Origin of the sequence: Rahnella sp. AN3-3W3 (genome assembly GCF_003263545.1) — a bacterium.
Taxonomy (GTDB): domain Bacteria; phylum Pseudomonadota; class Gammaproteobacteria; order Enterobacterales; family Enterobacteriaceae; genus Rahnella; species Rahnella variigena.
Genome location: NZ_JYDG01000118.1, coordinates 1 through 25,061, shown reverse-complemented (window position 1 = coordinate 25,061; position 25,061 = coordinate 1). Strand labels below are relative to the sequence as shown.

General features: G+C 54.9%; 27 protein-coding genes and 3 pseudogenes. 12 read left to right on the top strand and 18 right to left on the bottom strand.

What is annotated here, in order from left to right; genetic code table 11:
* The first annotated feature begins 12 nt into the window (after positions 1-12).
* The 5 genes from fdxH (at position 13) to UC15_RS24085 (ending at position 4,843) form a co-directional block, all read left to right on the top strand.
* Entirely contained in the window at positions 13-924 is a 912-nt protein-coding gene (gene fdxH / locus UC15_RS24105; protein ID WP_112291572.1) for a formate dehydrogenase subunit beta, read from the top strand.
* Positions 921-1,574, top strand: coding sequence for a formate dehydrogenase cytochrome b556 subunit (fdoI, locus tag UC15_RS24100; RefSeq protein WP_112291570.1), 654 nt, complete (start codon positions 921-923; stop codon positions 1,572-1,574). Before fdxH ends, fdoI begins: the two co-directional genes overlap by 4 nt.
* On the top strand, positions 1,571-2,476 hold the full coding sequence (gene fdhE, locus UC15_RS24095) for a formate dehydrogenase accessory protein FdhE (protein WP_112291568.1): 906 nt from the start codon (positions 1,571-1,573) through the stop codon (positions 2,474-2,476). Before fdoI ends, fdhE begins: the two co-directional genes overlap by 4 nt.
* A gap of 85 nt (positions 2,477-2,561) precedes the next feature.
* A complete protein-coding gene (locus UC15_RS24090) occupies positions 2,562-3,203 on the top strand; it encodes a glutathione S-transferase (RefSeq protein ID WP_112291566.1) in 642 nt (213 codons plus the stop codon).
* A 101-nt stretch (positions 3,204-3,304) separates the two neighbouring features.
* Entirely contained in the window at positions 3,305-4,843 is a 1,539-nt protein-coding gene (locus tag UC15_RS24085) for an aldehyde dehydrogenase family protein (RefSeq protein ID WP_112291565.1), read from the top strand.
* 129 nt (positions 4,844-4,972) lie between these two features.
* On the opposite strand, the pseudogene UC15_RS24080 reads toward UC15_RS24085, so the two are convergent.
* Positions 4,973-6,210 (bottom strand): annotated as a pseudogene (locus tag UC15_RS24080) (MFS transporter).
* A gap of 237 nt (positions 6,211-6,447) precedes the next feature.
* Here UC15_RS24080 and UC15_RS24075 point away from each other — a divergent pair.
* The gene (locus UC15_RS24075) at positions 6,448-7,443 is read left to right on the top strand and encodes an acyltransferase (protein WP_112291563.1); all 996 of its coding nucleotides are present in this window, start codon (positions 6,448-6,450) and stop codon (positions 7,441-7,443) included.
* A gap of 5 nt (positions 7,444-7,448) precedes the next feature.
* On the opposite strand, the gene UC15_RS24070 is transcribed toward UC15_RS24075, so the two are convergent.
* The 5 genes and pseudogenes from UC15_RS24070 to UC15_RS24050 all read right to left on the bottom strand — a co-directional run bounded on the left by UC15_RS24070 (position 7,449) and on the right by UC15_RS24050 (position 12,133).
* Complete coding sequence (locus UC15_RS24070; RefSeq protein WP_112291561.1) at positions 7,449-8,363, bottom strand: GlxA family transcriptional regulator; 915 nt, start codon at positions 8,361-8,363, stop codon at positions 7,449-7,451.
* A 47-nt stretch (positions 8,364-8,410) separates the two neighbouring features.
* Positions 8,411-8,953: pseudogene (locus UC15_RS24065) on the bottom strand (isochorismatase family protein); the annotation flags it as partial.
* A gap of 140 nt (positions 8,954-9,093) precedes the next feature.
* A complete protein-coding gene (locus UC15_RS24060; protein WP_112291557.1) occupies positions 9,094-9,690 on the bottom strand; it encodes a DJ-1/PfpI family protein in 597 nt (198 codons plus the stop codon).
* An 87-nt stretch (positions 9,691-9,777) separates the two neighbouring features.
* Entirely contained in the window at positions 9,778-10,809 is a 1,032-nt protein-coding gene (gene idnD, locus UC15_RS24055; RefSeq protein WP_112291555.1) for an L-idonate 5-dehydrogenase, read from the bottom strand.
* A 122-nt stretch (positions 10,810-10,931) separates the two neighbouring features.
* Positions 10,932-12,133 (bottom strand): annotated as a pseudogene (locus UC15_RS24050) (benzoate/H(+) symporter BenE family transporter).
* A 137-nt stretch (positions 12,134-12,270) separates the two neighbouring features.
* Here UC15_RS24050 and UC15_RS24045 point away from each other — a divergent pair.
* Both UC15_RS24045 and UC15_RS24040 read left to right on the top strand, forming a co-directional pair.
* The gene (locus UC15_RS24045) at positions 12,271-12,837 is read left to right on the top strand and encodes a helix-turn-helix domain-containing protein (protein WP_112291554.1); all 567 of its coding nucleotides are present in this window, start codon (positions 12,271-12,273) and stop codon (positions 12,835-12,837) included.
* 29 nt (positions 12,838-12,866) lie between these two features.
* Positions 12,867-13,319: a GNAT family N-acetyltransferase gene (locus UC15_RS24040; protein WP_112291552.1), complete on the top strand. Its 453-nt coding sequence runs from the start codon at positions 12,867-12,869 to the stop codon at positions 13,317-13,319.
* Here the strand turns inward: UC15_RS24040 and UC15_RS24035 are convergent.
* The gene (locus UC15_RS24035) at positions 13,303-13,788 is read right to left on the bottom strand and encodes an N-acetyltransferase (protein ID WP_232829983.1); all 486 of its coding nucleotides are present in this window, start codon (positions 13,786-13,788) and stop codon (positions 13,303-13,305) included. The two genes, UC15_RS24040 and UC15_RS24035, sit on opposite strands and share 17 nt — an antisense overlap.
* Before the next feature lie 11 nt (positions 13,789-13,799).
* On the bottom strand, positions 13,800-14,339 hold the full coding sequence (locus UC15_RS24030; protein WP_112291548.1) for a hypothetical protein: 540 nt from the start codon (positions 14,337-14,339) through the stop codon (positions 13,800-13,802).
* Positions 14,340-14,594: 255 nt separating this feature from the next.
* Here UC15_RS24030 and UC15_RS24020 point away from each other — a divergent pair, with 255 nt between their 5' ends.
* Both UC15_RS24020 and yfcF read left to right on the top strand, forming a co-directional pair.
* Positions 14,595-16,589, top strand: coding sequence for a methyl-accepting chemotaxis protein (locus UC15_RS24020; protein ID WP_369964665.1), 1,995 nt, complete (start codon positions 14,595-14,597; stop codon positions 16,587-16,589).
* A gap of 202 nt (positions 16,590-16,791) precedes the next feature.
* Complete coding sequence (gene yfcF, locus UC15_RS24015) at positions 16,792-17,424, top strand: glutathione transferase (RefSeq protein ID WP_112291544.1); 633 nt, start codon at positions 16,792-16,794, stop codon at positions 17,422-17,424.
* Between the two features lie 40 nt (positions 17,425-17,464).
* Here yfcF and UC15_RS24010 read toward each other — a convergent pair whose 3' ends face one another.
* From UC15_RS24010 to UC15_RS24000, 3 genes are all read right to left on the bottom strand, one after another.
* The gene (locus UC15_RS24010; protein WP_112291542.1) at positions 17,465-17,911 is read right to left on the bottom strand and encodes a GNAT family N-acetyltransferase; all 447 of its coding nucleotides are present in this window, start codon (positions 17,909-17,911) and stop codon (positions 17,465-17,467) included.
* Between the two features lie 17 nt (positions 17,912-17,928).
* Positions 17,929-18,564, bottom strand: coding sequence for a LysE family translocator (locus UC15_RS24005; RefSeq protein ID WP_112291540.1), 636 nt, complete (start codon positions 18,562-18,564; stop codon positions 17,929-17,931).
* Positions 18,565-18,720: 156 nt separating this feature from the next.
* On the bottom strand, positions 18,721-18,978 hold the full coding sequence (locus tag UC15_RS24000; RefSeq protein WP_112291538.1) for a YdgH/BhsA/McbA-like domain containing protein: 258 nt from the start codon (positions 18,976-18,978) through the stop codon (positions 18,721-18,723).
* Between the two features lie 69 nt (positions 18,979-19,047).
* Here UC15_RS24000 and UC15_RS23995 point away from each other — a divergent pair, with 69 nt between their 5' ends.
* Both UC15_RS23995 and UC15_RS23990 read left to right on the top strand, forming a co-directional pair.
* A complete protein-coding gene (locus tag UC15_RS23995) occupies positions 19,048-19,251 on the top strand; it encodes a hypothetical protein (RefSeq protein WP_112291536.1) in 204 nt (67 codons plus the stop codon).
* Between the two features lie 133 nt (positions 19,252-19,384).
* On the top strand, positions 19,385-19,633 hold the full coding sequence (locus UC15_RS23990) for a GlsB/YeaQ/YmgE family stress response membrane protein (RefSeq protein ID WP_013573417.1): 249 nt from the start codon (positions 19,385-19,387) through the stop codon (positions 19,631-19,633).
* A 63-nt stretch (positions 19,634-19,696) separates the two neighbouring features.
* On the opposite strand, the gene UC15_RS23985 is transcribed toward UC15_RS23990, so the two are convergent.
* The 7 genes from UC15_RS23985 to urtB all read right to left on the bottom strand — a co-directional run bounded on the left by UC15_RS23985 (position 19,697) and on the right by urtB (position 24,970).
* Positions 19,697-20,080 (bottom strand): hypothetical protein, encoded by a 384-nt coding sequence (locus tag UC15_RS23985; protein WP_112291534.1) that lies wholly within the window; start codon positions 20,078-20,080, stop codon positions 19,697-19,699.
* Positions 20,080-20,496 carry a DUF2442 domain-containing protein gene (locus UC15_RS23980; protein ID WP_112291532.1) on the bottom strand — a complete coding sequence of 139 codons (417 nt, stop codon included), beginning with the start codon at positions 20,494-20,496 and terminating at the stop codon, positions 20,080-20,082. The genes UC15_RS23985 and UC15_RS23980 overlap by 1 nt, the downstream gene beginning before the upstream one ends.
* Positions 20,474-20,734, bottom strand: a complete 261-nt coding sequence (locus UC15_RS23975; protein ID WP_157961031.1) for a DUF4160 domain-containing protein — start codon at positions 20,732-20,734, stop codon at positions 20,474-20,476. The genes UC15_RS23980 and UC15_RS23975 overlap by 23 nt, the downstream gene beginning before the upstream one ends.
* Positions 20,735-20,812: 78 nt before the next feature.
* Entirely contained in the window at positions 20,813-21,511 is a 699-nt protein-coding gene (urtE, locus tag UC15_RS23970) for an urea ABC transporter ATP-binding subunit UrtE (protein WP_112291529.1), read from the bottom strand.
* An 11-nt stretch (positions 21,512-21,522) separates the two neighbouring features.
* On the bottom strand, positions 21,523-22,320 hold the full coding sequence (gene urtD, locus UC15_RS23965) for an urea ABC transporter ATP-binding protein UrtD (protein ID WP_112291583.1): 798 nt from the start codon (positions 22,318-22,320) through the stop codon (positions 21,523-21,525).
* Positions 22,321-22,328: 8 nt separating this feature from the next.
* Positions 22,329-23,402, bottom strand: a complete 1,074-nt coding sequence (urtC, locus tag UC15_RS23960; RefSeq protein ID WP_112291527.1) for an urea ABC transporter permease subunit UrtC — start codon at positions 23,400-23,402, stop codon at positions 22,329-22,331.
* Positions 23,402-24,970 (bottom strand): urea ABC transporter permease subunit UrtB, encoded by a 1,569-nt coding sequence (gene urtB / locus UC15_RS23955; RefSeq protein WP_112291525.1) that lies wholly within the window; start codon positions 24,968-24,970, stop codon positions 23,402-23,404. Before urtB ends, urtC begins: the two co-directional genes overlap by 1 nt.
* Positions 24,971-25,061 lie beyond the last annotated feature (91 nt).

Genomic DNA, 25,061 nt, shown 5'->3' with positions numbered 1-25,061 from the left:
CGGAGGCGAATTATGGCAATGCAATCACAGGACATACTTCGTAAGTCCGCAACCAACGGGTTCACGCCTGCACCGCGTGCCCGTGACCATCAGCAGGAAGTGGCGAAACTCATCGACGTCACCACCTGCATCGGCTGTAAAGGCTGTCAGGTCGCCTGTTCCGAATGGAACGACCTGCGCGATGAAGTGGGTATCAATACCGGCGTGTACGATAACCCGATGGATCTCAGTGCGAAATCCTGGACGGTGATGCGTTTCTCGGAAGTGGAACAAAACGGCAAGCTGGAATGGCTGATCCGCAAAGACGGCTGTATGCACTGCGCCGATCCGGGCTGTCTGAAAGCCTGTCCGGCGGAAGGCGCTATTTTGCAGTACGCCAACGGCATCGTCGATTTTCAGTCAGAGCATTGTATCGGCTGCGGTTACTGCATCGCCGGTTGCCCGTTCAACGTTCCGCGTATCAACAAACAGGATAACCGTGCCTACAAATGCACGCTGTGCGTTGATCGCGTGAGTGTAGGCCAGGAACCGGCTTGTGTGAAAACCTGCCCGACCGGCGCAATTCATTTCGGCACCAAAACCGCGATGCAGGATCTGGCCGCAGAACGCGTCAGCGAACTGAAAGGCCGCGGTTTTGAGCACGCCGGTTTGTACGATCCGCAGGGCGTCGGCGGTACGCACGTGATGTACGTGCTGCATCACGCCGACAACCCGCAGCTGTATCACGGCCTGCCGAAAGATCCGGCCATCAGCGCCGCAGTCACTTTATGGAAAGGTGTCTGGAAACCGCTGGCTGCAGTCGGCTTCGCGGTAACCTTCGCGGCGGCAGCCTTCCACTTCCTCGGCGTGGGTCCTAACTACGTGAAAGAGGAAGAGCACGCAGAAGAAGGCGAAAAACATGACGATGAGGAGAAACGTCCATGAAAAAAGAGAAGTTAATCCAGCGCTATAACCTGGTCGAACGCCTCAATCACTGGATTGTTGCCTTTTGTTTTGTGACGCTGGCGCTCAGTGGGATCGGCTTTTTCTTCCCGTCGTTTAACTGGCTGATGAACGTTTATGGCACGCCGCAACTGGCGCGTATCCTGCACCCGTTCTTCGGCGTGGTGATGTTCGTCTCTTTCCTCGGCATGTTCTTCCGTTACTGGAAGCACAACCTGCCGGAAAAAGACGACCTCGTGTGGGCGAAAAATATCGACAAGGTGCTGACCAATCATGAAGTCGGCGACACAGGTCGCTATAACTTCGGTCAGAAATGCGTGTTCTGGGCGGCGATCAGCTGTCTGGTGCTGCTGATGGCAAGCGGCGTGATTATCTGGCGTCCGTGGTTTGCGGATTTCTTCCCGATCCCGCTGATCCGTCTGGCGCTGCTGGTGCATTCGCTGGCCGGTATCGGGCTGATTCTGGTGATCATCATGCACGTCTACGCGGCGACCTGGGCGAAAGGCTCGATCGCGGCGATGACCGGCGGCAAAGTGCCGGTGTCATGGGCGAAGTATCATCATCCGCGCTGGTATCGCCAGGTGCGTGATGAAGAGCAGAAAAAAGAACAAGACCAGAGGAAAGCCGGATGAGCATCCAGATTGTTCCACAGGACGAACTGGCAGACGGTATAAACGCGGCGGGAAACATCCCGCCTGTGCTGTTCGCCAATCTGAAAACGCTCTATCAGCGCCGCGCCGATCGTCTGCGCGCGCTGGCAGAAAACAGCCCGCTCGACGGGTATCTCAATTTTGCTGCGGCGATATGCGATGCCCAGCAGCGCGTGCTGAAGGAATTTCCACTCAGTATCGATCTGAGCGGAGAATTAGAGAAAGCCGCCGGTAAACCGCCGCTCGATTGCGCTCTGTTTCCTCGAACGCCGCACTGGCTGACGTTGCTGGATGCGTTGATTGCTGTTCTGAAACCGGACGCTTCTGAGCCGGTGCGTGCGGTGCTGGAGCGCCTTGAACACTCCCCGAATCTTCAGCGCGAAATGATGGCGACAGAGCTGCTTTGCCAGGATTTCAAACACGTTCCGGCTGACAAAGCCCCGTTTATCTGGGCGGCGCTGTCCCTTTACTGGGCGCAGATGGCGGCGCAACTTCGCGGCGTCGGACGTGCGGATTACGGTGAAAATCGCCAGTTCTGCCCGGTCTGCGGCAGTATTCCTGTGTCTGCGGTGATCAATGCCGGTGGCCTGCGCTATCTGCACTGCAATCTGTGTGAAAGCGAATGGCATGTGGTACGGGCGAAATGCAGCAACTGCGACGAGATGGAGCATCTGAATCTGTGGTCCATCGACGACGAACAGGCAACGGTGAAAGCCGAAGCCTGTGATGATTGCGGCGCTTACCTGAAACTGATTTATCAGGATAAAGACCCGCAGGCTGACGCTGTGGCTGATGACCTTGCCACGCTGCTGCTCGATGATCGTATGGAAGACAAAGGTTTTTCCAGCAGCGGCATCAACCCGTTCCTGTTTCCCGCAGAGTAACCTGTAAATCTGGCAGCCTTGACTGGTAAACCCCGGCATGGCTGCTAGCTTTAAAAGAGGTTCCGGCGAAAACGAGGAGGGTCTGATGAAGTTGATCGGCAGCTATACCAGCCCGTATGTGCGCAAGATTTCGGTGATGTTGCTGGAAAAGGGCATCCCGTTTGATTTCATTAACGACACGCCCCATGAACCGGGCTGCAAAATCACCCAGTTCAATCCCCTCGGAAAAGTCCCCGCGCTGGTCGCCGACGATGGCGAAATTTTCTATGATTCCCCGATCATTGTGCAGTTCATCGAGCTGATGAATGTCGCGCCCACGCTGTTACCGTGGCAGCCGCTGGAAGCATTACGTGTTAAGCAAATCGAAGCGCTGGCCGATGGCGTGACGGACGCCGCCGTGGCATTAGTGCTGGAAGGGCGTCGCGATGCCGATAAGCGTAACGAGGCCTGGATTTTGCGTCAGCGCGAAAAGCTGCTGCGCGGGCTGGATGCACTGGAAAAACATGCCGCCAGCCGCACGCTGCTCAATTCTGAAAGCCTGAATGTGGCTGATATCGCCGTCGCCTGTTGTCTGGGATATCTCAACTTTCGTCGTATCGCGCCGGGCTGGTGCGTCGAACATCCTGAGCTGATAAAACTGGTCGAACGCCTGTTTCAGCGTGAGAGTTTTGCGCGCACGACGCCCCCCGGAAGCGGTAACACCAGCGTGGCAGCAAAAAAGGTGTGAGGCCGCTCGAAGAGTTCTCTTTACATCCCGCCGGTTCGATTTTCACTGCCTAAACTTTATGCAGCGCTCTGCTACAACCTGCTGCATAAAGGAGTTCCATCATGGCTTATGATAAAAATCCTCATGCCGTCAAACCGGAAGAATACGGTTTCCCGCTCAAACTCAAAAAACAATACGACAACTTCATTGGCGGCGAATGGGTCGCGCCGGTAAAAAAAGAGTATTACGACAATCTGACACCGGTGACCGGCGAAGTGCTGTGTAAAGTCGCCAGTTCCAGCACCGATGACGTCGAACTGGCGCTGGACGCCGCCCATAAAGCCAAAGATGAATGGGGCAAAATGCCGGTGCAGCAGCGCGCAAACCTGTTGCTGAAAGTCGCCGATCGCATGGAACAAAACATCGAACTGCTGGCAAACGCCGAAACCTGGGATAACGGTAAACCTATCCGCGAAACCAGCGGCGCGGATGTGCCGTTAGCCATCGACCACTTCCGCTATTTCGCCTCCTGCGTGCGTGCGCAGGAAGGCGGGATCAGCGAAATCGACAGCGAAACCGTCGCCTATCACTTCCACGAACCGCTGGGCGTCGTGGCGCAAATCATCCCGTGGAACTTCCCGCTGCTGATGGCTTGCTGGAAAATGGCACCGGCGCTGGCGGCAGGTAACTGCATTGTGCTCAAACCGGCCAAACTGACCCCGCTTTCTGTGTTGCTGCTGATGGAACTGGTGCAGGACATTCTGCCTGCGGGCGTCATCAACGTAGTCAACGGTGCGGGTGGCGAAATCGGCGAATATCTGGCGACGTCCAAACGCATCGCCAAAGTGGCCTTTACCGGTTCGACCGAAGTCGGCCAGCAGATCGCCGGCTATGCCGCACAAAACCTGATCCCGGCGACGCTGGAACTGGGCGGTAAATCCCCGAATATCTTCTTCGCGGATGTAATGGATAAAGAAGACGAATTCTTCGACAAGGCGCTGGAAGGCTTTGCGCTGTTTGCCTTCAATCAGGGTGAAGTCTGTACCTGCCCGAGCCGTGCGCTGGTGCAGGAATCCATCTACGAACGCTTTATGGAGCGCGCCATCAAACGCGTTGAAGCGATCAAAACCGGTAATCCGTTAGATATGGAAACGCAGATGGGTGCGCAGGTGTCTGCCGGTCAGATGAAAACCATTCTGGATTACATCGAAATCGGTAAGAAAGAGGGCGCGGAAGTGCTGACCGGTGGCGCGAAGAAAAAACTCGAAGGCTCGCTGAATGAAGGTTATTACCTGCAACCGACGATTTTGCTGGGTAAAAACAACATGCGTGTTTTCCAGGAAGAGATCTTCGGACCGGTGCTGGCGGTAACCACCTTCAAAGATATGGATGAGGCGTTGCAAATCGCCAACGATACGGCGTACGGGCTGGGAGCGGGTGTCTGGAGCCGTGACGGCAACGTGGCGTATCACATGGGGCGCAACATTCAGGCGGGCCGTGTCTGGACCAACTGCTATCACGCCTATCCGGCGCATGCGGCGTTCGGCGGCTACAAACAGTCTGGTATCGGGCGAGAAACTCACAAGATGATGCTGGATCACTATCAGCAAACGAAATGTCTGCTCGTTTCTTATTCGAGTAAACCGATGGGGTTATTCTGATTCTGAGTTGCCATTAATACCCCACCCCAGCCCTCCCCTTCGCAGGGGAGGGAGCAGGTCGGCGTTTTTACTCCTCCCCCTGCGAAGGGGGAGGCGGGGAGGGGGTTTTGCAGGCGACTCAGATCGAAATCACACTACGCTGTTCGGCGGCAATACGACCTGGCGGCTGCGCAGAAACACCACCACCAGCGCCAGCCAGGCGAGGCCGCTTAACAGGTTGAACATGTTAAACATCCCCGCACCGCCTTCGACGTATGCCACTTTTGCCAGCTCGATCCCGACCGTGAAAATCATCATGCTGATGACGCCCATCGCGGCAGAAACCGTGCCTTTGCTCATGTCGCTGGAGAACAGCGTCAGGCGGTACAAACCGGCATTCGCCACACCAATACCGAACGCGTACAGGCTCAGACGGCGGTCATCCACAGGTACGCATGCGCCGAAAACATCGTTGCCGCTGCGGCGATCAGCAGACCGACCACCATCGGGCCCGCGCCCAGTTTAATCAGGTATTCTACGGTGCGTTTGCCGGTCAGACGCGCCAGCGTCACGTTACCGATTATCAGCGCGCCGAAAATCGGCACCTGCAACAGGCCGTAATCGTAAGCAGCTAAACCTTCGCCACTGATTAAAATCACCGGCGACTGTGCAATCCACGTCAGCAGCGGCAGGCTGGCAAAACCGATCGCCAGCGCACCACACACGAACTGACGGTTTTTCAGCACGTGTTTGTAATCACGCAGCAGGCTGGGCATGGAGAACGGTTCGCCAAGACGCGAGGCTGTTTCCGGCATAGATTTCCACAATCCCCACAGCGCGATGGCGGCGAGCACGGCAAAAATCACAAACATCGACTGCCACGGCGCAACGTGGATCAGCGCCGCACCGGCCAGCGGACCGAGCAGTGGCGCAATCAGGGCGACGTTCGCCATCATGGCAGTGATTTTGATACATACCGATTCTTCAAACGATTCTTGTATCGCGGCATAACCGACGGCACCGATAAAGCACAGGCTGATGCCTTGCAGGAAACGCATCACCATAAACTGCTCGATGTTTTGCACGAACAGAATCGCCAGGCAGGTGATGATGAAAAAGGTCACGCCGGTCAGCATCACCGGACGACGGCCGCGGCGATCTGACAGTGGCCCGAGCAGCCATTGCAGGAACATGCCGCCAGCGAGATAAGCGGTCATGGATGTCGGCACCCATTCTTCCCCGGCATTAAAATTAGCCACGACGGCCAGCATGCCAGGTTGGATCATATCGTTGCCGATATAGGTCGCGAACTCGAAAAGCACCAGACACAGAGGGAACAAAAGCGCCTGCCGACCCAGAAGGGACGCAGTATTTGGAGAATTATGCATTTTAGTTATTTCACAGACGTAAGGCTAATCGGTTGAAAATTAGCAGAAAAAAAGAGACTGTCCGGGCGGGTTTCGCAAGCGAGGCAGTAATGCTGGCTATTTTGCCGATTATTTGAGCGCAACGCAATCATCTGATTCATCTTCAGCACAATCTGAGATCGGTGCTTTTGCCTTGTTAGCCGCGCAAAAGCTCGCTAGGCTGCAAAGCGAACATCGAAAAGAAGGAAATTGCAGTTAATGAGCCAAAAAATTAGCTGGATAGATAATTTGCGCGCGCTCGCCTGCATGATGGTGGTGATGATCCACGCCAGCACGTCACTGGTGGTCAATTTCGCTGCAGTGCATTCCGCTGAATGGACAGTCGCCAATCTGCTTAATTCCGCCTCGCGTGTTTGTGTGCCGCTGTTCTTTATGATTTCCGGTGCGCTGTTTTTTGGTGAGAAGAGTGCGCAAAAAAGGCATTTCCTGCGCGTCACTTTATGTCTGCTTTTTTATAGCGCCGTCTGCCTGTTCTATATCCTCACGATGACAAAAATCGGATTTTGGCCGTCTTTGCGTCTGATTCTGGAAAAGCCGGTGTTTTATCACCTTTGGTTTTTTTATGCGATTATCGTGATCTACCTGCTTTCCCCGCTGATTAACGTTAAGGCCGTGTCCGGAAAATATTTGCTGATCGCCGGAATGTTGCTCGGTGTGCTGGCAAATCCCCAGCTGCCGGTCGTGACGTGGCAGAAAATCCATCTTCTGCCGCTGGATTTGTATATCAGCGGCGACACCTTCTATTACGTATTGTATGCCCTGATGGGGCGCGCCATCAGCCAGCTTAATACCGAAAAAACGCCGGTCACACTGGCCGCCAGTGTCATGTTCATCCTAAGCACGCTGGCGATTGCCACGGGCACTTACCGGCAGATGCAGATTAACCAGAATTTCGCCGACACCTTTTACGTCTACAGCGGTCCGCTGGTGTTTATCTCCGCGATGTCGCTGTTTGTGGTTTTCAAAAACGCGCTGGCGCAACGCATCCTGCCGGGATTTGCGCTGATCTCCCGCCATTCACTGGCGATCTACGGCTTTCATGCGTTAATCATCATCGGCCTGCGCAGCCAGCATCTGGATTTCCCGCAGTATCCGCTGCTGAATATCGCGTATCTCTTTGCCTGCGGGCTGGGCGGTGGTTTATTACTGGCGATGGGACTGGGGAAAATTGACCGGCGAAATTGGGTGAGCTGACACCTTTAGCACCATCTTTCCTGCGCCCGTCTGAACTGCCTTGCGGACGAGAATCCGGCGGCGAGTGCGGCTTTTTCAATGCCTGCGCCTTGTTGCAGGCGTTGTTGGGCGATGGCGATGCGCAGTTGCTCGTGGTAGTCGCGCACGCTGATCCCCAGATGCTGGCGGAACAAACGGGTGAGGTGACGGCTGCTGATGTGTGCCTTTGCGGCGACGTCCTCAACCTGCCAGGCGGATTCGGGTTCGGCGGCCATCAGGTTTTGCGCGCGGTGTACGGCGGGATGCAGGTGATTGCGATAACGCAGCCATGGAGAAAGTTGCGGGTCATCGCCGCCACGGCGGAAATACACCACCATTTCGCGGGCGACATCCAGCGCGGCCTGCGGCCCCAGATGTGTGGCGATCAGATGCAGCGCCAGATCGATACCGGCGCTGATGCCTGCGCTGGTCAGCACTGAGCGGTCTTCGACAAATATCCGGTTATCCTTCACCTGCGCGGCGGGTACCTGCTGGCGTAAACGGTCGATCACGTCGTGGTGCGTGGTGCACTGATAGCCGTCGAGCAGCCCGGCTTTCCCGGCCAGCAGGCTGCCGGAACAGATACACACCAGTGTTAAATCCCCCGCCTCAATGGCGCCTTTCTGCTGATGCAGCCAGTCGCAGGCTATTTGCGCGACCGGCGAGGCGAAGTTTTCGGTGGATTCCGCCACGCCCGGCATGATCAGAATACTGCCTGCGGGCAGACTTTCTGGCAGCGGTTGCAAATGGCTGACCGTCAGGCCGGTCGACATTACAACTTCCGCCTGCGGTCCGATGTAATGCAGGTGGAATTGCCCGGCAAGGCGCAGCGCTTCTGCCGGACCGGTCAGATCCAAAGACATCACGCCGGGGAGCGTCACAAAGTAGACATTTCGTTGCATAGTGCTTTATCCGTCCGCAGGGGAAAACGCTATCTTCACACAGCGCGGTCGAGTTCCGCCAGCGCACCGGTCACGTCGGAAATGGTGGCAAAGCGGTCGGCGAGAACCAGCTCGGTACGCAATTTGATGTCGTGCGCGCTCAGCGTGACGCCGCTGGCGTGGGTCATCGGGAAGGTTAGCGTCGCTTCGGTGACAAAAGTCACTGTGTAGCCCAGATCGGAGGCCACGCGTGCCGTCGTTTCGCAACACTGTTCGGTGCGCATTCCGGCGATGATCAGATGCGTGATGCCATTTTCGCGCAGCCAGCCGTCGAGGCCGGACTCGGTCAGGGAATTGTGGACGTGTTTATGCACCACATGTTGCGGCTGATGACTCAGAAAAGACATCGGTGTCACCAGGCCGGACTCCAGCGAGAACACGCCGTCAGGATTGACGTGAAACACGTCGATGACCGGCACATTGCGGGTCTGACAGCCGTCGATCAGGCGGGTTAATGCTGCGCTGAAAGCCGGTAAATCATTCTGCTGCCAGAAATCTTTGTGCTCGAATGAGCGCTGAACGTCGATGTTTAGCAGGGCGCTGTGTGTCATTTTCGGACTCCATCTGGTGAGTGTGAAGTCAGTGTGCGCCTGAAAGAGAGAAGGGAGAATGCCAAAAACGGACATAATACTGACAGCGGCGGACGACCTTCGTTATCCGCCGCTGTCAGCGTTTAATCACAGCATGTTGATCAAAGCTTCTGGTCGGCGCGCCAGTGGTGATAATCGATATGATCGGCCTGGAAATTGGTGGTTTCAGCGTCGCCGGTCAGGCGGTACGCCAGCTGGAAAGCAAAATCGAACGCCAGCCCTAATCCTTTACCGCTCAGCAGGTTGCCGTCTTCCACAAAGGACTGATTGACGTAAACGCCGTCTTTTACGTCTTTGTATAAATCGCCGGAACACACATAACGGCGGCCTTTCAGCAGACCGTTTCCGCCGAGTACGCGCGCGGCAGCAGAGCACAGCGGGCAAATCAGTTTACCGGCCTCATCGTGACGTCGCACAAACTCCACCACTTCTTTGCTGGCCGCCAGCGCCACTGAGCCTTCCGGCCCGCCGGGCATGACGACGGCATCGAATAAACGGTCACCCTGCGCAGACAGCAATTCATTGGCCTGCATCTGAATGCCGTGATAGGTGCGCAACGTCAGGCTTTTCTGACATGCCAGCGTGGTGACCTGAATCTCCAGCCGCTCGAGAATATCGAGCACAATCACGGCTTCGCCTTCTTCAAATCCGTCGGCCAGCAGCAGTGCGACCTGCTTTTTCGCGTTGTCCTTTACCATAATGCAAATGTCCTCTGAGGATAAAAATCAGAGAACATCATAAAATGAAACGATGTTTTAATATTGTGAGTGTCGTTGCATACTGAACTAGAAAACCAGCTGCACTTTCGACGCTATGGATTTATCCATCGCGTAGTCCAGCGCTTCCACCAGACTTTCCTGCGGGAATTCCGCCGACAGCAACGGCATCGGATCAACGGTTTTATTCGCCAGCCATTCCACTGCCGTGTTGAATTCTTCAGTGAAGCGGAAGCTGCCGACCCAGTTAATTTCTTTGGCAATCAGCATCATCAGCGGGAATTCATTCACTACCGGTCCCATGCCGACCTGCACCAGCGTGCCGCGTGCGCGGGTCACTTCCAGACAGCGGCGGATGGATGAAGGATGGCCTGAAGCGTCAAAGGCCACATTGAAGAAGCCTTTCTCTGCCTGATATTCGCTGAAATCGCCCTGTGCGGCATCCAGCGCTTTGCTTGCGCCCACAGCCAGTGCCAGCGTCCGGCAGCGTTCACTCGGGTCAGTCACCACGATTTGCGCTGCGCCTTTGGCTTTCGCCGCCAGCACGATTAAGCAGCCAATCGGGCCGACGCCGGACACAAACACGGTTTTGCCATGAATATCACCCGCCTGGTTCACGGCATGAATGGCGACAGCCAGCGGTTCGGCGAACACCATCAGACGGTCGCTGACCTGATTGTCGTAAGGAATGCACTGGGCGCTGTCGACGATTTTGTACTGCGTGAACGCGCCGTTGATGTGCGGGAAATACATCGCGCTGCCGAAGAATTTCATGGTGGTGCACTGGTTTTCATCGCCGGACAGGCAATATTTGCAGGCCTTGCACGGCTTACTCGGGTTAAGCGCCACTTTCTGGCCGGGCTGCAAATCTGGGTTATCCGATTTCTCCACCACACCAACCACTTCATGCCCGAGCACCATCGCCTCACGCACTTTGAAATCGCCCACCGCACCGTGTTCGTAGTAATGCAGATCGGAACCGCAGATCCCGCCGCGGGTAATTTTTACCAGCGTGCCCTGGCCGGTGTAGTCGATAGTCTGGTCGATCACCGAAACGTCTTTTTTCCCGGTCACGACGCAGGATTGTGTGGCAATAGTCATGGAATTCTCGCTCTTTAAAGGGCCTGATTGCGCCCAGTAAAAAGGGTTTGCCGGTCAGAAAATGTGATCGTCGTCACTTTGCGCCGTGTTACGAAAACCTGTTACCCAGAACTTGAACGGACTCAACCTTTCCCGGCGGATTTATCCCGGTTTCGCGCCGGAATACTCAGGATCAGATGCGTAATTACGCGCCCGCCAGCCCCCAGAATGCCGAACCGATACCCAGCAGCGTGACGCCGGACGCGGTGATCAGAAAGGTGATGATTGCCGCATCGCGCTGCTTTTCGTTTTCCAGTGCGCGGTACAAGCTGCCCGCAATGGTGCCGAGCAACGCCAGCCCGGCGATGGAGTGGATCAGCGCTTCCGGCAGCGCGGTAAAGACCATGCCGATGGACCCGCCAAACACGCCTGCGATCAGATAGAAAATGCCTGCCGCCACCGCCGCCATATAACGTTTTTTCGGATCAGGATGAATATCCTCGCCCATACAAATTGCGGCGGTAATGGCGGCGATACAGACGGTAAAACCGCCAAACGGTGCTAAAACTAACGCCGTCAGCGCCGTCCAGGTAATCAATGGAGAAACGGGCAGGTGATAGCCGTGCGCTTTCAGGGTGGCGATCCCCGGTGCGTTTTGTGAAGCCATCGTTACGACAAAGAACGGAATACCGATGCCGATAATCGAGGAAAGCGTGAAATGCGGCATGACAAACTCCGGCGCCGCGAAGGTCAGCGTCTGGCCGTGCAGCGCAATATCGCCCTGCAATCCGGCGACGATCAGCCCGGCGGCCAGCGCGAGCACCACCGCATAGCGCGGCAGGGCACGTTTCGCCAGCAGATACACCAGACACATGCTGCCCGCGAGGGCGAAATTACTTTGCAGCGAGGTAAACGCGTTTAGCCCGAAACGCAGCAGAATGCCGCCGAGCATGGCGGCAGAAAGTGCCTGCGGAATGTAATGCATCAGCCGGGCAAACAGGCCGGTCACGCCGCACAGCAGGATAAGCCCGGTGGCAAAAATAAACACGCCAATCGCCTCATTCAGCGAGGTGCCGGGCAGGCTGGTGACAAGCAGCGCCGCGCCGGGTGTTGACCAGGCGGTGACGACCGGCGTGCGGTAATACAGCGACAGCCCAATACTGGTAACGCCCATTCCCAGGCCGAGCATACTCAGCCAGCCACCGATTTGCGCCACGCTGGCGCCCGCCGCTTCCGCTGCCTGAAAGATAATCGCCGCCGAGCTGGTATAACCGACTAAAACCGCGACAAATCCGGCGATTACCGCCGAAAAAGTTAAATCCTGCAAACTAAAACGCGAGGCCATGGGTGAAAATCCTTCTGGTTAGCGGACGCTGGCGGTATGCTGTTGTGCGTTATAGCGCACATCGGATGCGCTCAAGATATCACTGTGCGTTATAACGCACAATGGCGATGAACGATCATCGTCGCAGAGGAGATACCATGCAGGAAATCACCCGCCATATTGGCCGCCAGCTTAAGGCCGTTCGCAGCGAACGCGGCTGGAGTCTCACTCAGGCGGCAGAAAAAACCGGTGTCAGTAAGGCGATGCTCGGGCAAATTGAGCGTGGCGAATCCAGCCCGACGGTGGCGACATTGTGGAAAATCGCCAGCGGCCTGAATGTATCGTTTTCGGAATTTCTTGAAACGCCGCCTGAGCAGTCAGCCGCGTTGCATCGCCACGGCTTGCTGACCACCTTCAACAGTCAAACCTCAGGAATGCGCGTCGTGCCGTTATTTCCCTACGACACCACGTTGCGCATGGACATGTTTGTTATCGATCTCGAACCGGGCGGGTGCAGTGAATCCACGCCTCATGAAGCTGGCGTAATCGAGCATGTGATTGTTACCGAAGGTGAACTGACGCTGACCGTTGATGGCGTAACGCGCGTGCTGAGTGCCGGAGAGGCGCTGCGTTTTGCCGCCGATTGCCCGCATGCTTACCGCAACGAAAGCGGCCATTCCGTGCGTTTCCACGACCTGATACATTATCCGCATTCGCGCCCGTAAGGTTTTCATTTCCTGAGGAGAATGACCCCATGAGCCAGCCGCAAGATGTTGTGATCCGTCCGTTAACGCCCGCTGACCGTGAAGGTTGGGAAACCCTGTGGCGTGCATATCTGGATTTTTACCAGTCAGGTCTGGATCCGGCGCAGTTTGATTACACTTTCCAGCGTTTATCTCAGCCTGCCTACGCCAGCATGTTTGGCTATGTGGCGGAATACGAGGGGAAGCTGGTCGGGCTGGTGAATTGTATCAATCACGATCATGGCTGGCACATGCAGCAGGTGGTCTATTTGCAGGATTTATACGTCGATGACAGCGCACGAAAACTGGGGATCGGGCAGAAACTGATTGAAGCGGTTTACGCTTACGCCGACCAGCACGACAAAGCTAACGTCTACTGGACGACGAAAACCAGCAACCATACGGCCCGCAAATTGTATGACCGTATTGGTACGCTGACCGAATTTATTAAATATCAGCGTTAAGCGGTTTACGCATATTCATTTTCGTCGTGACGTAACCCAGGCTGGCGTACAGCGCCTGCGCACCGGGATTGCTGGCAAAGACATTCAGTTCGATTGCCACACACCCCTGTTCCTGCAGGCGTTCTTCCATCAATCTGAACGCTGCCGCCGCATGACCCTGACGGCGGAATTGCGGAAACACCGTCAGCTCGTACACGAACGCGCTGCGTACACCATAACGTTCGACGTTAGAAAACCATAAATAGCCTGCCGTTTCGCCGTTCTCTTCGGTTTTAATCTCGAAAAGATATTGATCCGGCGTATCAATACCTTGCGGCAGTGCACTTTGCGTAGAACTTCGCGCCCGTTCCAGCGCGGTATCCGCCTGCCACAGACCGGCGGTTACGTTCTCTTCGGCATAATCTATTGCCAGCTGTTCGGCGAAATCCGGGTAAAACGCGGCACTCATCGGCGCTAAAATAGTCATCATTTCCCTCTGATTTATTTGTTATTTTCAGGCTTCTTATAAGGCGTTACGTAGCATTCGCTGATGGTCGTTGAGTGGCTTTCGGCCTGCGTGATGATGTAGCCCTTGTCGGTCAGCGCCACAGAGCTGTAAGGCGTTTCATTATGCTTGTCCGAAATCACATCCTGGAATGACTGAATGATTTTCGCTTTCTCATTGGCTCGCGCCGGATCGTCCAGCCCCTCAACCTGAATCATGGCCTGTTTGAACTGGTTGTTGAAGGCGTTTTTTCCCGCGCGGCTTTCAATGATCGCCTTGATGTTCACCGTGATGTCATTTCCCAGCAAAAACAGCGTATTACTCTGATAAATCAGCACGTTTTTCCGTTTCGAAACCACAAAGCCATTTTCAATGACTTTCATTTTGCTGTTGTTGGCATACGTCACGTCATCGAGGCAAATGGTTTTATCCCCGACCTTAAACTGGCTGAATCGCGCTTTAATTTCTTTCGGCGTGGAAGCCGCTTGCGAACACAGTGGCGCAAGCAACAAAAGAGGTAAGAGCCATGACTTCATAGGAGTTTCCTGGAAAGGTGCTGAATCAGCCGACATAACAGCAGTATAGGGAGGCGTGAGCAGGATGCGAACGTTTATCTTTGGCGGCCGGTTTTTTACCGTTTTGGCTAAAGCATCTCCGCCTGTTGCCGATAATTCAGACGATAACGGAATTCCCGCTTCTGCCGGGTCAGTATCAGGGACAGATCATCCGCGTTATTTCATCGTGAGTTTTCACAGTACGTTTTTCTGTTCCGGGGTAATTTTATGAGTCAGATGCAGGCGCTTTCACCGGCGGCCAGAGTTGAGGCTGCAACAAAGAAAAATGCCCCTAAGAAGGCGATGCGTACCCGTACGCTGATGCTGATTGTCGGGCTGATCACTATCAGTCTGGGTTACATCATTACGGTCGGATTGCTCAGCTGGCAGTCGGCCAACCAGCAGCGCGAGATTGCCCGCCGTTATCTGCAACAAACCGCCAGCACCGACGGCTATCTGGCCCGTCAGAAACTCGATACCGCATTACAAGCCGCCCGCGACCTGGGTCAGAGCATGATAAGCCTGCGTGAAGCCGGACATGCTGACCGCAAACTGGCCGATACCCTTTTGCAAAATGCCCTGAAAAGTCATCCGGATTTTCTCTCTATGTCGCTGGCCTGGGAGCCGGATGCTTTTGATGGCAAAGATGAAGATCTCGCCGCGAAGGAAGGACAGGATCCGGATGGCCGCTACGTCCGTTATGTGGACCGGGATACCAGTGGCAACGTCGTTTTGCATAACCTCACGGATTACGAAACGCCGGGCAGCGGTGATTATTATCTGCTGCCGCGCAAGCTGCAAAAAGAGGTTATCCTCGAGCCTTACAGTTATCCGTATAACGGCGTGGATACCTTGCTGACGTCAATTGCTGTGCCGATTATGGTGGATGGCAAATTCCTCGGTTCTGTCACGGCGGACTTCTCCCTGCAAACCCTGCAGACGCTGGTCAATAGCATCAAACCTTATCAGGGCTCCGGCTATGCGATGCTGTTTTCGCAGTCAGGTAATTACATTTCTTCGCCGAAAAAAGACCAGATCACGCATAAGCTGGAAAATGACCCGTCATTGCTGAAAAACATTCAGACCGGACAGATGACCAGCCGTGAACAGCAGGATCCGGTGCTGGGAGAAAAGGCGTTTTCCGAATTTGTGCCGATTCAGATTGGTAATACGGGCACGCCGTGGATGCTGGGTATCGTGGCGCCCGTAAACGCGGTGATGAAAGAAAGCACCCGGCAACTTTATTACGCGCTGGCGCTGATGGTACTGAGCATCATCGTGGTCTTCGCGGTGCTGAGCGTTATCTTTACCCGCAAAGTGTTACGCCCCGTGGGCGGCGAACCTTCCGATGCGGCAAAAATTGCGCTGACGGTAGCGGATGGCGATCTGACACATCCGATTGTGACGCAGAAAAACGATCAATCGAGCATCTTCTTTGCGCTGCAAACCATGCAATCGCAGTTACGCCATGTGGTGAATGACATCATATCCACCAGCCATGCCGTCGGCAGCGGCGCGTCGCAGATTGCGGCGGGCAATATCGATCTGGCCTCGCGAACGGAACAACAGGCGGCAGCGCTGGAAGAAACGGCGGCCAGCATGGAGCAGCTGACGGCGACCGTAAAACAAAACGCCGATAATGCCCATGTGGCGACAGAGCTGACCGCCAATGCCACGAAAATCGCCGGTAAAGGCGACAGCATCATGAGGGATGTTGTCGGCATTATGGGGGAAATTGACGACAGCTCGCGGCGTATCTCTGAAATCACGTCAGTGATTAATGGCATTGCGTTCCAGACTAACATTTTGGCGCTCAACGCCGCGGTAGAAGCCGCGCGTGCAGGTGAACAGGGGCGCGGATTTGCGGTAGTGGCCTCGGAAGTGCGCAGTCTGGCGCAGCGCAGCGCCGATGCGGTGAAAGAGATTTCCGCCCTGATTGAGGAATCGACAAGTCGTGTGGATCACGGTGTCGGGCTGGTGAAAAATGCCGGCGAAACGATGAAAGAAATCATGAAAGCCGTTACGGATGTGCGCGATATCATGAGCGACATCGTCTCGGCGTCTGACGAGCAATCACGTGGCATCAGTCAGGTAACACAGGCGGTTCATGAAATGGATGGCGTCACGCAACAGAACTCCGCGCTGGTTCAGGAAGCCTCAGCCGCTTCGGCTTCTCTGGAAGATCAGGCGCGTCGCCTGAATGAAATTGTTCAGGTGTTCCGGCTGAAATAACGACCCTAGTGTTGTCTGCTAAACCCCCTCCCAGCCTCCCCCTTCGCAGGGGGAGGAGTTAAAACTCGTTCTGCTCCCACCCCTGCGAAGGGGAGGGCTGGGGTGGGGTATTAAAGCGTTCTCTGAACGAGTTTTTAACGACACACCCCACTTTCTGCGCTATGTTTTTCTTCCTTTTGCTTTATTTTTTCAGGAGATTTCCATGAGCCAGTCTTCGCTGATTTTGTATTCCGATGCTAATTTTTTCAGTCCTTACGTGATGTCTGCTTTTGTGGCGCTGACTGAAAAGGGCATTCCGTTTGAACTGGAAACGGTCAGCCTGGATGATGCGGAGAACCTGAAAGAAACGTATTCGGCGCTGTCCATGACCCGTCGCGTTCCGACGCTGACCAACGGCACGTTTGTGTTATCCGAATCTTCGGCGATTGATGAGTACGTTGAAGAGCTTTTCCCTGCGCCGACGTTTCCGGCTATCTATCCTGCCGATCCGGAAAACCGTGCCAAAGCGCGTGAAGTGCAGGCGTGGCTGCGCAGTGACCTGATGCCCATCCGCGAGGAACGCTCAACGGAAGTGGTGTTTGCCGGCGCAAAATGTCCGCCGCTTTCTGCTAAAGGGCAGCAGGCTGCGGAAAAGTTGTATGCCGCCGCCGAACGTTTGCTGGGCGACAAAGAACATCTGTTTGGTGAATGGAGTATTGCGGATGTGGATCTGGCGCTGATGCTGAACCGTCTGCGTTTAAATGGTGATGCGATGCCGGAGAAACTGGCGGCGTACGCACAAGCGCAGTGGCAACGTCCTGCGGTTCTGGAATGGCTGGCGCTGTCGGCTAAATAACGGAAAAATTGCGCGGCCCTTTCAGCCGCGCTTCCCCGATTCAGTCTAATGTCTTGGTCAGGAAATACCGGGTATGGGTAGACGGCGCATCTTCAGGCGTGCGGGTATCGCGGATATAATCTTCCAGCGCCATCTGCATCTCGTAACCCATTCGCTCATAGAACGGCCTGGCCTGAAAACTAAAGGTATCCACCAGCGAATAGCGACATCCCCGCGTTTTAGCTTCTGCTTCCGCCTCGGCAATCAGTTGCGTTCCGACATCTTTTCCGCGTAACGACTCATCGACCCACAACATTTGGATATACATCCATTTACCGACCGTTTCCGCCACAATCCCGGCCTGTTTGCTGCCGTTCTCGTCTTCCACAAAAATACCTAACTCGCGAAATTTCGACTGAGGAACAAAATTCCGGTTGAAAGTGCGCAGAGCTGTTTTGATCTCATCAAGATCATGTTCGGTCGGAGCATGGGTGAGACGGGTCTTCATGACAGGATTCCTTTTAGTTAGCGTTTAGTCATAGCGAGTCGTACTGCAAAGGCGAGAAAAACGGTGCCGGTTAAGCGATCAAGCGTTCTGACCACTGCGGGGCGGCGCAACCAGCGCGATAACGGGCGCGTGGCGGAAATCATGGTGATGGACCAGAGTGTGCCGATCACGGCGTGCATAGCGGCGAGTCCGAAAATATACGGCCCGACCGGATAGCCGGTAGCGACAAACTGCGGCAGGAAAGAAACATAAAATACGCCGACTTTCGGGTTCAGCACATTGCCAAACAATCCCCTTATGAACGGCGAATTGCCGATGCGTAACACTTTCCCGCTGCCCTCCGGCGCGGCCATGTTCATTTCGCTGCGCGGTTTGAGCAGCATCTGCAAACCGAGCCAGGCCAGATAAGCTGCGCCGGTCCACTTAAGCAGTGTAAATGCCATTTCCGACGCCGCAAGAACCGCGCCTAAGCCGAGCGCCACCATTGCGCCCCAGATAAGACAGCCGGTACTGATACCAAATGCTGACAATAATGCTTTTTTGCTGCCCTGACTGGCCGCCGTGCGCAGAACCAATGCGGTATCAAGGCCCGGTGTCAGCGTTAAAATTCCGGCAGCAAGTGCATAAGAAAGGAGAGATTCGGTAACGGTCATGGCTTTTCCTGATGAGCGAAAAAACCAGAATAGTGAACAGGATGGGAGAGTTGCAATCGCGAATTTAAACGAAATTCGGCATAAAAATACTGGCAAATAAAAAAGCCTGTGGAAGTCGGGCTTCCACAGGCTTTTCAGAGAGTTTTACGCGGGAGATTATTTATAAATTTCAGCGTCAGCGTGCAGTTTGTTGTTACCGGTCACAGAGATGATGCGGTAAGAAGATGCGCCTGCGTCTTTAGCCTGCTGAGATAATTTCGCTTCCAGACCGCTAAGGGTCGTGGAGTTAGCGGCAGAAATCACACCGATTTTCTGCATGTCGCCGGAGGGCTGAGTAATCTGTTGAGCGGCGAAGCTGCCGAAAGAAATCAGAGAAAGGGTAGCAGCTACAGCAAAAATTTTGACGTTTTTCATGATGTTTAATCCATTCAGGTTTATGAGAGTGAAAGGTGGTTGCCTTTCGATGGATGCATAATAGGCCGGATGGCTGACGATGAAAAACGGATTGATTTGAGTATCTCATTCAAAATATTTGGTCTACTTTTTACGCAGTTTTACGTGCGAATGCGGGTAGCTGACGAAACCGCATTCGTGCTGACACAGCCTGAAATTGCCTTAGATTTCTCTGCGTTTTTCTTCCTTCCTGCTGATTTTGGGCGGTTTTATAGAATCGGTGCTAGACTTTGATTGCAGTTCAAGAAGAGGGGCGTTCGTGTAAAACACACGTTCTGCTCGCAGAGCGCGAAACGTTCTGCTTTTGTTTGGCTAACTTGGTTGAACAATATTCACGGTAACGGAAATTTATTCGGAGGAGTCGAAAATGGGAATTTTATCCTGGATTATCTTTGGTCTGATTGCAGGTATTCTGGCGAAATGGATCATGCCTGGCAAAGATGGCGGCGGATTTATTCTGACCGTAGTCCTGGGTGTTGTAGGTGCCGTTGTGGGTGGTTATATCAGTACTTTCTTCGGTTTTGGTCGCGTAGACGGATTCAACTTCGGCAGCTTCGTTGTCGCCGTGATTGGTGCGATCGTCGTACTGTTTATCTACCGTAAAGTCAGAAGCTAAGCTTTCGACCTTAGGTTGAGATGTGAAAAGCCGCGCATGTCGCGGCTTTTTTGTGTCTGTTAATCACTCCACCGGCGACGTCGGCAACCGTACGATGTCCTGATTATCATTTCCCATCCAGTAAACGCCTTCCTTCGCCCAGTACGGCCCTTCGATAAAGTCGAGCAGGTCGGAATACTCTTCGTAAAACTGTTTGCCGTCGCGGTTGTAGACACGCATATAGCCGGAATAATGCCCGCCGTCGCCCGGCATGGTCATGCGCGGAATAAATTCGAAAGTTTTATACTCTCGCACCACATATTGTTTGTTGGGGCTCCACTGTTCGGAGACGAGTTTCCCTTGTTTCCACCACTGATGGCCTGCGGCGATCACCGCCAACAGTACCGCCAGTATTATCCAGCGCTTGCGCTGACGCACCAGAGCTTCCTGACTTTTGATTTTTGGCATTAACTTAACTCTGTACTTTTACGCGGACGTCCGCCTTTTTTACCATTTTCCCGGCTGGCACTGGCTTTAACCGCGCTGCGCATGGCCCCGTTAATTGAGGCAACAATTTTCTGTAAGTCGCTGGCATCAAAAAGAATTTTTGCAAGTAATCCCGGCAGGTAAATATCCACATCGCAGGCCGGAATACGCAGTGCTTTGCTGAAACCATCGACTTCTGCGGTGTTCAGTTGTTCCTGTGTTGCGTGCTGAAGTTCTTCAATCAAATCAATGTTAATAAGATACCCGACGCCGTTGCCGTGCATGATCATAAAGGCATGTTGTTCAGGACGGTATTCGACCGAAACAGGGCGGGAAGGGTCATTAGCCGTTTGCTCCCCGCGTTTTAACGCCGCATCAAATCGTGTCATTGGTGCCATGGATCTTCTCCCATTCAGCATTGAGCGTGACGATATTTGCTTCTAAGTAACGAAACAAAGCTTTGATCTCCGCGAACGTGGCGACACCATAAATTTCCATTGTGTCGTAGTTAAGTGAAACCCTGTCAAAAGCCATTTTGATTCTTTGGTCGCCGCGCCGTAAATGAACGTGGCGCGGCAGGTGATCATGGCTGTAAACCATAATCAACCATCCTGAAAAGCGGAGAATTGTGGGCATGAGTTTATCCATAAACCTAGCAGTTAGGTTTATGGTAGACCTGAAGGGATGAATTAGCGAGCGTTACTTTATCAGGGACTAAATCGCCACCAGCCCCCGTACGCCTTCCGCTTCCATTTGTTCTCCGCGCCCGCGTTTTATAATGCTGCCGCGCGACATCACCAGATAGCTGTCGGCCAGTTCGGCGGCGAAATCGTAGAATTGTTCGACCAGCAAGATCGCCATGTCTCCCCGGGCGGCGAGTTGTTTGATCACGGCGCCGATTTCCTTAATCACCGACGGCTGAATGCCTTCGGTCGGTTCATCGAGGATCAGGAGATTCGGTTTGCAGGCCAGTGCGCGGCCGATCGCCAGCTGTTGCTGCTGGCCGCCGGACAAATCCCCGCCGCGGCGATGCTTCATTTCCAGCAGGATCGGGAACAGATGGTAGATTTCATCCGGCACCTGTTTTGCGTCGCTTCCGGAAAAACGCGATAAGCCCATCAGCAGATTTTCTTCGACGGTCAGACGCGGAAAAATTTCGCGACCCTGCGGGACATAGGCAATGCCCGCCTGCACGCGCTGGTGCGGTTTGCGGGAATTGATCACCTGACTCTGCCAGCTGATGGTGCCGGACTTCGCCGGGATCAGCCCCATCAGGCATTTCAGCAGCGTGGTTTTGCCGACGCCATTTCGACCGAGCAGGCAGGTCACTTCACCGATTTTTGCCTCAAAAGACAAGCCGCGCAAAATGTGGCTGCCGCCGTAAAACTGATTGAGTTCATTTACCTGCAACATAATGCGATTCCTCAGCGCCCTAAATACACGTCGATAACCTGCTCGTTGGCCTGCACATCGCGCAGCGAACCTTCGGCCAGAACCTGCCCCTGATGCAGCACCGTCACGTGGTCGGCGATGGTTTCCACAAAGCCCATGTCGTGCTCGACCACCATCAGCGAATGCTTGCCCGCCAGTTGTTTGAACAGCTCGGCGGTATACTCGGTTTCGGCATCGGTCATGCCTGCTGCCGGTTCATCGAGCAGTAATAAATGCGGCTCCTGTACCAGTAACATGCCGATTTCCAGAAACTGTTTCTGACCGTGTGAAAGCAAGCCCGCCGGGCGATGACGTTCCGCCGCCAGACGCAGCGTGCCGAGCATGTCATCGATGCGGTCGCGCTGTTCACTGTTCATTTTGGCGCGCAGACAGGCCCATACCGACTTATTGGTTTTCTGCGCGATCTCCAGATTTTCGAACACAGTCAGCGCTTCAAACACCGTCGGCTTCTGGAATTTACGGCCAATGCCGGACTGCGCAATGCGCACCGGATCCAGTTTGGTCAGATCGGTGCGCTGATCGTAAAAAACGCGGCCACTTTGTGGTTTGGTTTTGCCGGTGATCACGTCCATCAGCGTGGTTTTCCCCGCGCCGTTCGGGCCTATCACGCAACGTAATTCGCCGACGCCGATGTTCAGCGACAAATTGGTCAGCGCCTTAAATCCGTCAAAGCTGACGTTAATGTTTTCCAGCTGCAAAATCGGGTCAGTTTGCTGACGATGCCGGTCGGCCAGATGCGACTGTGTAAACAGGTCTTCGGTCATGGTCATCGGGCTCATCAGGATTTCCTTTTGCGCAGCAGGCCAATCACGCCTTGCGGCAGAAACAGCGTCACCAGAATAAACATGCCGCCGAGGACAAATTGCCAGTATTCGGGAATGGCGACCGTGAACCAGCTTTTCGCGCCGTTGACGATACCTGCGCCGATAATCGGGCCGATCAGCGTGCCGCGCCCGCCGAGTGCCACCCAGATGGCGGCTTCGATGGAGTTGGTCGGCGACATTTCGCTCGGGTTGATGATGCCGACCTGCGGGACGTACAACGCACCCGCCAGGCCGCACAGCATGGCGGAAATCGTCCAGACGAACAGCTTGAAACCTTTCGGGTCGTAGCCGCAGAAAATCAGCCGGTTTTCAGCGTCGCGTACCGCCGTCAGCACGCGGCCATATTTACTGCGTGCCAGCGCAAAGCCGAGCGCCAGACTGGCGACCAGCACCAGAACCGTGGCTAAAAATAATCCCACGCGGGTGCCGGTGGCGGTGACCGGAAAGCCGAGCAGGGTGGTGAAACCGGTGAAACCGTTATTGCCGCCGAAGCCGGTTTCATTGCGGAAAAACAGCAACATACCGGCGTAGGTCAGCGCCTGCGTCATGATCGAAAAATACACGCCTTTGATTTTTGAACGGAAGGCGAAATAGCCGAACACAAATGCCAGCGCGCCCGGCACCAGCACGATCAGGCACAGCGCCCAGGCGAAATGCTGCGTGCCCGCCCAGAACCACGGCAGTTCGGTCCATGAGAGGAACGACATAAAATCCGGCAGCCCGCTGCCTGCGGCCTGTCGCATCAGATACATGCCCATCGAGTAACCGCCGAGGGCGAAAAACAGCCCGTGACCCAGCGACAATAATCCGGCGTAGCCCCACACCAGATCGAGCGCGATCGCGACGATCGCATAACACAGGATCTTGCCGATCAGCGTCAGCGTGTACGTGGAGATCGCCAGCGGATTCGTGGCAGGCAGCAGCGCCAGAAACGGCATGACAATCAGAATGATGAGCACCAGCGTGCCCACCGAAATCGCAATCTTAGGCGCTTTTTGTACGCCGGTAATCGTCAGCGGCTGGCTCATCAGTCAATCACCCTGCCTTTGAAGGCGAAGAGTCCCTGAGGACGTTTCTGAATAAACAGGATAATCAGCGCGAGGATCAGGATTTTGCCCAGTACCGCGCCGATTTCCGGCTCAAGAATTTTGTTCACAATGCCCAGACCAAAGGCCGCCACCACGGTACCTGCCAGTTGCCCGACACCGCCGAGCACCACGACTAAGAAGGAATCGATGATGTAACCCTGACCGAGTTCCGGGCCGACGTTACTCAGTTGCGACAGTGCGACGCCGCCCAGACCGGCAATACCTGAACCGAGACCGAACGCCAGCATATCAACGCGTCCGGTCGGCACGCCGCAGCAGGCCGCCATGGCGCGGTTTTGCGTCACGGCACGCACGTTCATGCCAAGGCGCGTTTTATTGAGCAGCAGCCAGGTCAGCCCAAGCACCAGCATGACGAAGATGATTACCGCGATGCGGTTGTACGGCAGCACCAGATTCGGCAACAGCTGAATGCCGCCGGAGAGCCAGCCGGGATTCGCCACTTCAACGTTCTGCGCCCCAAACAGTACGCGCACGCCCTGGATCAGGATCAGGCTGATGCCCCATGTCGCCAGCAGGGTTTCCAGCGGACGACCGTATAAATGGCGGATGACGGTGCGCTCCAGCGCCATGCCGATCCCGGCGGTAATGAAAAAGGCCACCGGCAGCGCGACCAGCGGATACAGCGCCAGCAGCCCCGGCGCGTAGTGCTGAAACAGCGACTGCACCATGTAGGTTGAATAGGAACCGAGCATTAACATTTCGCCGTGCGCCATGTTAATCACGCCCAGCAAACCGTAAGTGATTGCCAGCCCCAGCGCAGCCAGCAGCAGAATCGAGCCGAGCGATAAACCGGTAAAGGCCTGACCGAGCAGATCGCCGATCATCAGGCGATGTTGTACCGCTTTCAGGCTGGCAAGTGCGGCATCACGCACCGTCGCATCGGCCTCAGTTTTCGGATCCGTCAAACTTTGCAGACGACCTTGTGTATCCGGATCACCCGACGTGCCGAGCAGTTCAACGGCTTTCAGACGCACCTGCGGACTGGCGTCGGTCAGCTGTAAATTCGCCAGCGCAATGGAAAGGGCATTGTGAACCGTGCTGTCTTTTTCCAGTTCAAGACGATGCGTCAGCAGCGGCAACTGATCGGCCTGTGCTTCACGCTGTAAGGCTTTTGCGGCCTGCAAACGGATGGCGCTGTCGGTGCTCACCAGACGGTGTGCGGAAAGCGCATTAGCAATCAAAATCCGCAGGCGGTTGTTCAGCCAGACTTTTTTACTGTCACCCTGCGGTTTGACGTCGCCTTCCAGCGGCGTCAGCCGATCGCCATTCTGGATGAATGCGTGTTTCGCTTCGTCGATGACGACGTTTTCCTGCTTCAGCGCTTCGAGCAGCGGCAGCCTTTCCGGCTGCGGATCCGCCGCCCATTGCTGTAATAACGTGGCCTGCTGGCTGCGGCTGGCGGCAGCAAAGTCATTCGCCGCACCTGCCTCTGCCAGCAACGGAAGGCAACAAAGCAGGAAAAGCAGTGATCGGATGAGGATTCTCATAATGTTCTCGCCGCATAAAGTTGATGCTGGTTTGCTCCTCCCCCTGCGAAGGGGAGGCGGGGAGGGAGTTTTGCAAGCAACACAGTCGCCA

Coding starts and splice junctions, on each gene's coding strand:
- UC15_RS24070 (WP_112291561.1), bottom strand. CDS start 8,363: ATGCAACGAAATGTCTACTTTGTGACGCTCCCCGGCGTGATGTCTTTG.
- UC15_RS23975 (WP_157961031.1), bottom strand. CDS start 20,734: ATGCCCACAATTCTCCGCTTTTCAGGATGGTTGATTATGGTTTACAGC.
- UC15_RS23980 (WP_112291532.1), bottom strand. CDS start 20,496: ATGGCACCAATGACACGATTTGATGCGGCGTTAAAACGCGGGGAGCAA.
- fdhE (WP_112291568.1), top strand. CDS start 1,571: ATGAGCATCCAGATTGTTCCACAGGACGAACTGGCAGACGGTATAAAC.
- urtE (WP_112291529.1), bottom strand. CDS start 21,511: ATGTTGCAGGTAAATGAACTCAATCAGTTTTACGGCGGCAGCCACATT.
- idnD (WP_112291555.1), bottom strand. CDS start 10,809: ATGACTATTGCCACACAATCCTGCGTCGTGACCGGGAAAAAAGACGTT.
- urtD (WP_112291583.1), bottom strand. CDS start 22,320: ATGACCATGACCGAAGACCTGTTTACACAGTCGCATCTGGCCGACCGG.
- UC15_RS24085 (WP_112291565.1), top strand. CDS start 3,305: ATGGCTTATGATAAAAATCCTCATGCCGTCAAACCGGAAGAATACGGT.
- UC15_RS24075 (WP_112291563.1), top strand. CDS start 6,448: ATGAGCCAAAAAATTAGCTGGATAGATAATTTGCGCGCGCTCGCCTGC.
- UC15_RS24045 (WP_112291554.1), top strand. CDS start 12,271: ATGCAGGAAATCACCCGCCATATTGGCCGCCAGCTTAAGGCCGTTCGC.
- UC15_RS24060 (WP_112291557.1), bottom strand. CDS start 9,690: ATGGTAAAGGACAACGCGAAAAAGCAGGTCGCACTGCTGCTGGCCGAC.
- fdoI (WP_112291570.1), top strand. CDS start 921: ATGAAAAAAGAGAAGTTAATCCAGCGCTATAACCTGGTCGAACGCCTC.
- UC15_RS24090 (WP_112291566.1), top strand. CDS start 2,562: ATGAAGTTGATCGGCAGCTATACCAGCCCGTATGTGCGCAAGATTTCG.
- urtC (WP_112291527.1), bottom strand. CDS start 23,402: ATGAGCCAGCCGCTGACGATTACCGGCGTACAAAAAGCGCCTAAGATT.
- UC15_RS24000 (WP_112291538.1), bottom strand. CDS start 18,978: ATGAAAAACGTCAAAATTTTTGCTGTAGCTGCTACCCTTTCTCTGATT.
- urtB (WP_112291525.1), bottom strand. CDS start 24,970: ATGAGAATCCTCATCCGATCACTGCTTTTCCTGCTTTGTTGCCTTCCG.
- UC15_RS24020 (WP_369964665.1), top strand. CDS start 14,595: ATGCAGGCGCTTTCACCGGCGGCCAGAGTTGAGGCTGCAACAAAGAAA.
- yfcF (WP_112291544.1), top strand. CDS start 16,792: ATGAGCCAGTCTTCGCTGATTTTGTATTCCGATGCTAATTTTTTCAGT.
- UC15_RS24030 (WP_112291548.1), bottom strand. CDS start 14,339: ATGAAGTCATGGCTCTTACCTCTTTTGTTGCTTGCGCCACTGTGTTCG.
- fdxH (WP_112291572.1), top strand. CDS start 13: ATGGCAATGCAATCACAGGACATACTTCGTAAGTCCGCAACCAACGGG.
- UC15_RS24010 (WP_112291542.1), bottom strand. CDS start 17,911: ATGAAGACCCGTCTCACCCATGCTCCGACCGAACATGATCTTGATGAG.
- UC15_RS24035 (WP_232829983.1), bottom strand. CDS start 13,788: ATGATGACTATTTTAGCGCCGATGAGTGCCGCGTTTTACCCGGATTTC.
- UC15_RS23995 (WP_112291536.1), top strand. CDS start 19,048: ATGGCTGACGATGAAAAACGGATTGATTTGAGTATCTCATTCAAAATA.
- UC15_RS23990 (WP_013573417.1), top strand. CDS start 19,385: ATGGGAATTTTATCCTGGATTATCTTTGGTCTGATTGCAGGTATTCTG.
- UC15_RS23985 (WP_112291534.1), bottom strand. CDS start 20,080: ATGCCAAAAATCAAAAGTCAGGAAGCTCTGGTGCGTCAGCGCAAGCGC.
- UC15_RS24005 (WP_112291540.1), bottom strand. CDS start 18,564: ATGACCGTTACCGAATCTCTCCTTTCTTATGCACTTGCTGCCGGAATT.
- UC15_RS24040 (WP_112291552.1), top strand. CDS start 12,867: ATGAGCCAGCCGCAAGATGTTGTGATCCGTCCGTTAACGCCCGCTGAC.